Source organism: Streptomyces sp. PT12 (assembly GCF_003311645.1).
In the GTDB taxonomy this organism is placed as follows: Bacteria; Actinomycetota; Actinomycetes; order Streptomycetales; family Streptomycetaceae; genus Streptomyces.
On the sequence record NZ_QEST01000250.1, the window covers coordinates 1 to 6,616 of the forward strand.

Sequence of the window (6,616 nt, forward strand, 5' to 3'; positions counted from 1 at the left end):
GCCCCCGCCGCCCGGCACGGGCGGCGGGCCCACGGGCGCGCCGGGCGGCGGGCCGACCGGGGCGCCGGGGGGCGCGGCTGGCGGCGTCGGCTCGCTCACCTTGGTCCTGGGCAACGCGCTGCCCTGGGGCATCACGGTCGTCCGCGCCTCGGACGAGGGCGGCCCGGCGGGCGAGGCCGAGGCGTCGGGCATCGCAAGCGGCGGCGAGAACACCGTCGCGGGGGGCGCCATCGACTCCGCCTCGTCGCCGCTGCCCGAGGTGTCGGTGCCAGCCCAGGGCGACGACGACGCGGCGCCGCCCGAGGTGTCCACGTCCTTGCCAGCCCACGGGCTGCTCGGCGCGGCCTGCGGCGGCGGCGTGGTGTCCGTGCCAGCCCAGGGCGAGGGCGGCGCGGAAGGCGAGGGCGAAGGGGCGGGCGAGGCCGCGGACGGTGAGGGGGTCGCCGACGCGTCGGCCCGCTGGTCCGGGATGCCCGCCCGGTCCGCCGCCTCCTGGAGCCACTGCGGCGGGGTCAGCAGGAACGACGTGGCGTTGAGGTCGATCGGCTCACCGGTCGCCGCGGGCGCGGGGGCCGCGGGGGCGGCGCCGTACTCCTCCTCGTAGCGCCTGATCACCTCGGCCACGGAGAGCGCGGGCCACAGCGTGGTGTCCCCGCTGTCCCGCGCGATCACCAGCTTCCCGCCGCCCGCCCAGCCGCCGTCCGGCGTCTCGGCCCACACCACGAAGCCCAGGTCGAACTCCCGCACCCGCACCTCGCGCGCGGGCGCGCCCGGGCCCGAGCCGCTCACCCAGCGCTCGGCGCGCTCCTGTGCCTGCGCGAACGTCACCATGGCGCGCTCACCCCTCCACCGGGACGACGTTCGCGAAGCCGCCGTCCACCATCAGATTGGCCACGGTGTCCAGCTCGGGCGGGTTGCCCGCCAGCCGCAGCAGGAAGTTGTCGAAGTCGTCTCCGCAGTGCAGCAGCAGCTCGGCCACCCGCTGGTCGACGGTCAACCCGTCCCGGTCACGCGCGTCGTCGTAGGGGCACAGCCACACCGAACCGGCGTCCCCGCCCTTGACCTTGATCGCCAGGAGCCCGCCCTGGAGGAACGCCACGCCCAGGTAGTCCTTGGTGAGGTGATCGCGCAGGCACTTGTTGATGTACACCAGGTCGTTGACCGCGGCCTCCTCGCGCAGCGTGAAGAACGGCTGGTCCACCAGCAGCCCAAGCTCCGCGTCGAGCGCCACCCCCGCGGGGGCGCAGCCACCGCCTGCCTTGAGGAACGAGCGGTACGCCTCGGGCAGCCGGTACCCCAGCTTCTCCTCGGCGGCCCGCACCCGGTCCTCCTCCACCGCGACGGCGCGCGGCACGCGGAAGTGCGCTGGCTTGGTCTCGGCGAGGGGGCGCGTCCCGCGCTTGCTCTGGTCGACGGCCGTGGTCGCGAGGCCGCCATGGTGCCGCAGCAGGGCCTTGACCTCGACGGGGATCAGCTCCACGCGCCGCGACCTGGCCACGTGGTGCCATGTCCAGCCGTGCGGCGTGGCGACCGGGAGCAGGTCGGCCCACAGCTCGTGACCCGAGGCGTGCAGCGCGGCGTTCGCCGACACGTAGTCGGTCAGTCTGAGCTCGTCCACGCCGAAGCCCTCGGGCGGCTCGGCGATCTCCGCCGCGGCTCTCGCATAGGGCGAGAAATCCGGGAAACCGTCCGCGTCCACGCGAACACCCTGCGGGTACCGCGCCGCCCGGACCGGATCCGGGAACTGCACGATCTGTCCGGCATAGGCCCGGTTCGGTGGCGCGGCCTGCTGTCCGAGCCGACCTGTCGTCATGGCGGTACGCCCCCTGCTGTTCCATCTCGCTGTCGCGGCACAGCCTATGGGGTGAGCCTGTCGGTGGCACGATCGTCCACGTGATATCGGATACCCACGGCCAGCCGCCGGGCGATCCCCGCCAGCATCGGGGCGCCGGGCCCGTGCCTCCCGTACTCCTGCGCCGCCGCGACGGCATCCTGCCGACGACGGCGGCCGCGCTCTCGCTGCCGGCCACCGCCCAGGCCCTCACCGGCACCGCGAGCCGCGCCGCGACGGCTCCCGACCCGCACCCGGTCGTCGCGGACATCCTCGCCTCGCTCGGCACCGCGCAGCGCGACCGCCACCTCGGCCGCTGCCCCGAGCCCGCGCTGCTCTCCCGCTGCCTCGCCGACGCGGGAGCGCACACGCTCGACCAGGCGCGTTCCGCCCTCCACGAGGCCGGGATCACCACCCGGCACATCCGCGAGGACGGCGATCCCCAGCACGGCGAGTACGCCCCGCACTGCCGCTCGTGCGTCGTGCTGCTCGCGCGGCTCGGCGTGCGCAGCGTCAGCGCCGCGCCCGCAGCGCCGGGCGGCGGCTCGGACACGCTGGCCACCGGGGGCCCCTGGTCGGTCGGCAGCGTGGACGAGGCGCTGGCGGCGGCGGGCTGGACGCCGGGCCGCAGGCACGCGGCCGAGGCCGAACGCTGGGCCGACGCGCTCAGCGCCCACCGCTCGCCTCAGGGGCACACCCACGCGCTCTTCCCCGCGGCGTTCGAGACATGGGCCGAGCTGGGGCCCATGACGCTCGGGCCCAGCGGCCCTGGGCGCGAGTACGCCGCCACCGGGATCGTCATCGACCCGCTGCGCGGCCTGCACTGGGCCCGCACCCTCGGCGACCTCGGCCGGGCGCTCGACACGCGGCTCGCGCCCCTGGGGGAGGAGAGCGGCGGCACGGCACTCGTCGCCATCGACCCCGAGGCGCGCCTCTACTGCGTCGACCACACCGGCGACTGGTACCTGGGCCCCGATGTGATCAGCGGCCTCGCGACGCTCCTGACCGGCGCGGCGCCGCACCGGCTCGTACCGCCCGACGGGCTGTGAGGTCCCGCCTCCGGGCGAGCCGCCGACCCCACGGACAAGGCCGCGCGGTCACGGGCGCCGCCGCGGCCGGGGGCGCCCACGCGACGGCCGACGAGGTCGCGGCCATGGCCCACCGCCCGGCCACGCCAGGGGCCCGCAGCGTCAGGGGCTCGGCGGCCGCCGCGCACGGCGGCGGCCTCACCGTCCGACGGCGCCGCGCGCGGCCGTCACCCGCGCCGTGCCGCCGAGCCCGCCGCCTCCACCGCGCGGATCGCCTCGTGGTAGGCGCGGGCCGCCGCCCGCAGGGACGTCTCCGCGTCGATCCCCGCGGCCTCGGCCTCGGCGGCCAGGGCGAGCAGCCGGTAGCCGAAGTCCGCCTCCGGCCCGGGCAGTGGGACGTCGGGTCCTGGCAGCGGGACGTCGAGCCCGGCCGCGCGAACCCGGCCCGCGAGCTTCGCGGCCAGCGACAGACCCGGCTGCGCCAGCGGAACGCCCTCGGTCACCGAGGCGCGGCGCTTCTCCGCGGCCTTGGTCCTCAGCCACAGCTCCTTGACGTCATCGGCGGTCTCGGCCGTCTCGTCCCCGAACACGTGCGGGTGGCGGTGGATCAGCTTGGCGACGATCCCGCCCGCCACGTCGTCGATGTCGAACGGCTCCTCCGCGTCCTCCGCCGCGATCCGCGCGTGGAAGACGACCTGGAGCAGCACATCGCCCAACTCCTCGCGCACCTCGGCGCGATCGCCCGCCTCGATGGCCTCGACCAGCTCGTACATCTCCTCGATGCCGTAACGCGCCAGGTCGGCGTGGGTACGCAGCGACGCCCACGGGCACTCGGCCCTGATCCGGTCCATGACCTGCACGAGGTCGAGCAGCCGCGCCCCCGGGAGGTCGTGGGAGCCGGGCAGCAACTCCAGCTCGGGGAGCGCCTCGGCCCGCCCCGAACCGGCCAGCGCGGCGAGCCCGTCCGTCAGCGCGGGCTCGCCGTCGGCGCCCGCGAGCACCACGACGCTCCGGCCGCCCGCGCACGCGGCCACGAGCGCCGGCGCGTCGGCCGTCTCGCGCGCCCCGGTCTCCACCGCGATGCCCGCGTCCCTGAGATAGGGCAGCTGGGGATGGCCGGAGTCCCGGCATAGCACGCGGTCGGCCCCGCGCAGCGCCTGCCAGGCGGGCCACGAGAGCAGCCCGGGGGCCACCCGGTGGGTGGTGGTCAGCAGAACGATCCGGCCCGCGGTCACCCGTCGAGCGTAACGGGCTGCTCGACCGGCTCCTCCGAGCGCAGCCATGGCATGGACGCGTCGGTTAGCGTCAGCTGCTCCGCGTCCCATGCGCCGTAGCGGGGGTTGACGTCGACGCCCACCTCGTCGGCGGTGTCCACCATCAGCTGGGCCATGCGGTCAAGCCCCGTGCCGTCGGGCAGCACGCCGAGCTCGGCGGCGATGCCCTGGAACAGCAGCTGCCCGCGCAGCATCCGGTCAATCTGCTCGTCGCCCGCGAGCGGCGTGCTGTTGGGCTGGCGGAGCAGGGCCTCGGCGAGGGCGTCGGGGCCGCCGACGTTCCGCTCGGCGTTGCCCCTGGCCTCCTGCACGTCGCGGCGGGTCACCTCGACGCCCACCTCGGCGGCTGCGCGATCGAGCACCTCCGTGTAGACGAGGAACGCCACGGTCTCGCGCGCCAGGGCGGGGCTCGCGGCGACCAGCTGGTCGCCCTCGGGCTGCGCGCGCTGCGCGTCGCGAACGGCCTCGACCTGCGCCTGCACGGACGACAGGGTGATCTGCTCGCCGCCGACGACGGCGGCCGCGCCCGGATGGGAGTCCGTCGAGCAGCCGGTCAGCAGGGGGGCCGCGATCGCGAGCAGGGCGGCGGTGGAGAGGGACAGTGCTGAAGTGCGGCGCTTCACGAGGCCACTCCCGTGGGCGATCGGGCAGGTCGATCGGCCATCCTAAGCCGGGCGGTCCCGCAATGTCAGCCCGGGCCCGAGCTGTCGGCCTGCGCGAGGCGCCGGATGACGGGCGCGACCCGCTTGCGGCCCACCCGGTAGAGGCCGCCCGCGCTGCGCTGGATCAGCTTGCGCATCGCGGTCGGGCTCGCGGGCGAACTGGAGGGCAACGGGCGCCCGCTCAGGCCGAGTCCATGGCGGCTGAGCAGCGCCTCCAGATAGTCCGACGCGTTCGTCGGCGTGTAGAAGGGGCGCATGCGCGGGAGCGTGCCGCGCGAGCGGAGCTGCGCGAACTGGGCGCGCGCGGCGGTGAACGCGTCGCGTCGGCCCAGGCCGTGCGCCGTCGCCCACGCCTGGGAGGCCCGCGGGATCAGGCCCTCGTCGAGCTGCGCCCAGGAGGCGAGGGCGCCCGAGCCGACGAAGAAGTGATTCCCATGGGCCTCGCGTATGCCGTAGTCGGTGAGGATCGCCGTGGGTATGCCCCGGTGGATCGACTCCATCGCGGCCGTCGAGCTGACCGTGACCAGCAGGTCGGTGCGGTCGAGGACATCGCTCATCGCGCCGTCGACCACCGAGAGATTGGGCGGGGGGTCGGCCAGCTCGTCGAACAGCGCGCGGTAAGGGAAGCGTTCGAGGCGCCCGCTCGTCTCGCCCTCGCGCGTGCGCGGCTTGAGCAGCACGTCGCGGTCGGGGTGGCGTCTGGCGTGCCGCTTGAGCTTGTCGAGCAGCCCGGCCCGCGCGGCCCGCCCCGCGGGCACGGTCGGCTGGACGGCGAAGCACACCGTGAACCTGCGCTCCCCGCGGCCCACGGCCGAGGGGTCGTACCTGGGCCCGCCGAGGAACGGAAGCCCGGCCTCGACCACGGTGTAGGGGTCGGCGCCCACGCCCCGGTAGACCTCGCGGAACAGCTTGGCGTCGTGCGGGCTGTTGGCGAGCACCAGGTCCGAACCGACGCGCAGGAGCAGGCCGTCCACCAGGTTCTCGTAGACGACGCCGACATAGCCCGAGACCACGACGGGGCGGCGGGACGCGCCGTCCCACGCCATCCCCAGGCTGTGGATGAGCGCGAGCGTCGTGCCGCCGATGGTGCCGAGGACCAGCAGGTCGGCCTCGGCGACGGCGGGGTCGTCAAGCAACTCCCCGTAGGTGACGACCCTGCTGGTGTCGGGGACGACCCCGGCCTCGTCGACCTGGCGCTCGGTCGGGGTGGTGGGGCCCGCGAGGAAACGGGCGTCGAGCGCGTGCTTCGGAGCGAGCTGCCGGGCGACGAGCGCGGCCCACTTCCACCGGCTGTCGGAGTCCGCGAGCACGACGGCACGAGGCACAGCGCTACCCATCGACTGAGCATCTCCTGGGGTGTTGAGGGGAGTTGAGAGGACCTTGAGAGGAGGTGGACGGACGTGACGAGAGGGTGGCCTGGGGCGAGGCGAGAGGGTGCGGGTGACCTTCGCGGGAGGGATCAGATTACCTTCTGCCCGCGTTTCCACGATCCTCGTGGAGGCGTTCACCTGGCGAAACCTGACGGAAGTCATGTCTTTCCCTGAGAGAAGCATGACCATCGTCGTCATCCCCCTAGGGGGTTCTGCGACTTTGCGCCTACCCGAGGCTCGTCCTTGGGGGCGACGAGGGCGGCGGATGCGGTCCGTAGTCTTTGAGGTCAAGGACAGAAGCTGCGAAGCACGGAAACGGGAGACGACGTGACAACGGCTGTGGCGAATCCGACGACCGGGGGCAGCGGAGGGCACTCAGCCGTGGCTGCGCGGACCGAGGGCGTCGTGAAGGCGTACGGGACGGGCGAGACGCGCGTCCTCGCCCTGGACA

At 74.8% G+C, this 6,616-nt stretch carries 5 protein-coding genes and 3 pseudogenes; 3 read left to right on the plus strand and 5 right to left on the minus strand.

Features of this window, described 5'->3' with window-relative positions:
* A pseudogene (locus DEH69_RS31815) lies at positions 1-831 on the minus strand (hypothetical protein); the annotation flags it as partial.
* Positions 832-838: 7 nt separating this feature from the next.
* Entirely contained in the window at positions 839-1,813 is a 975-nt protein-coding gene (locus tag DEH69_RS27005; RefSeq protein WP_113689613.1) for an SMI1/KNR4 family protein, read from the minus strand.
* Between the two features lie 143 nt (positions 1,814-1,956).
* Here DEH69_RS27005 and DEH69_RS33180 point away from each other — a divergent pair.
* Together DEH69_RS33180 and DEH69_RS33185 are read left to right on the plus strand one after the other, a co-directional pair.
* Positions 1,957-2,322: pseudogene (locus DEH69_RS33180) on the plus strand (YwqJ-related putative deaminase); the annotation flags it as partial.
* Positions 2,323-2,385: 63 nt separating this feature from the next.
* Positions 2,386-2,880 (plus strand): SUKH-3 domain-containing protein, encoded by a 495-nt coding sequence (locus DEH69_RS33185; protein ID WP_258534993.1) that lies wholly within the window; start codon positions 2,386-2,388, stop codon positions 2,878-2,880.
* 206 nt (positions 2,881-3,086) lie between these two features.
* Here the strand turns inward: DEH69_RS33185 and DEH69_RS27015 are convergent, their stop codons facing one another.
* The 3 genes from DEH69_RS27015 to DEH69_RS27025 all read right to left on the minus strand — a co-directional run bounded on the left by DEH69_RS27015 (position 3,087) and on the right by DEH69_RS27025 (position 6,132).
* Complete coding sequence (locus tag DEH69_RS27015; RefSeq protein ID WP_258534991.1) at positions 3,087-4,094, minus strand: nucleoside triphosphate pyrophosphohydrolase; 1,008 nt, start codon at positions 4,092-4,094, stop codon at positions 3,087-3,089.
* Positions 4,091-4,756, minus strand: a complete 666-nt coding sequence (locus DEH69_RS27020; RefSeq protein ID WP_258534992.1) for a SurA N-terminal domain-containing protein — start codon at positions 4,754-4,756, stop codon at positions 4,091-4,093. The genes DEH69_RS27015 and DEH69_RS27020 overlap by 4 nt, the downstream gene beginning before the upstream one ends.
* A gap of 65 nt (positions 4,757-4,821) precedes the next feature.
* The gene (locus tag DEH69_RS27025) at positions 4,822-6,132 is read right to left on the minus strand and encodes a DUF6716 putative glycosyltransferase (protein WP_113689612.1); all 1,311 of its coding nucleotides are present in this window, start codon (positions 6,130-6,132) and stop codon (positions 4,822-4,824) included.
* Positions 6,133-6,492: 360 nt separating this feature from the next.
* Between DEH69_RS27025 and DEH69_RS27030 the strand changes: the two are divergent.
* Positions 6,493-6,616, plus strand: a pseudogene (locus DEH69_RS27030) (ABC transporter ATP-binding protein); the annotation flags it as partial.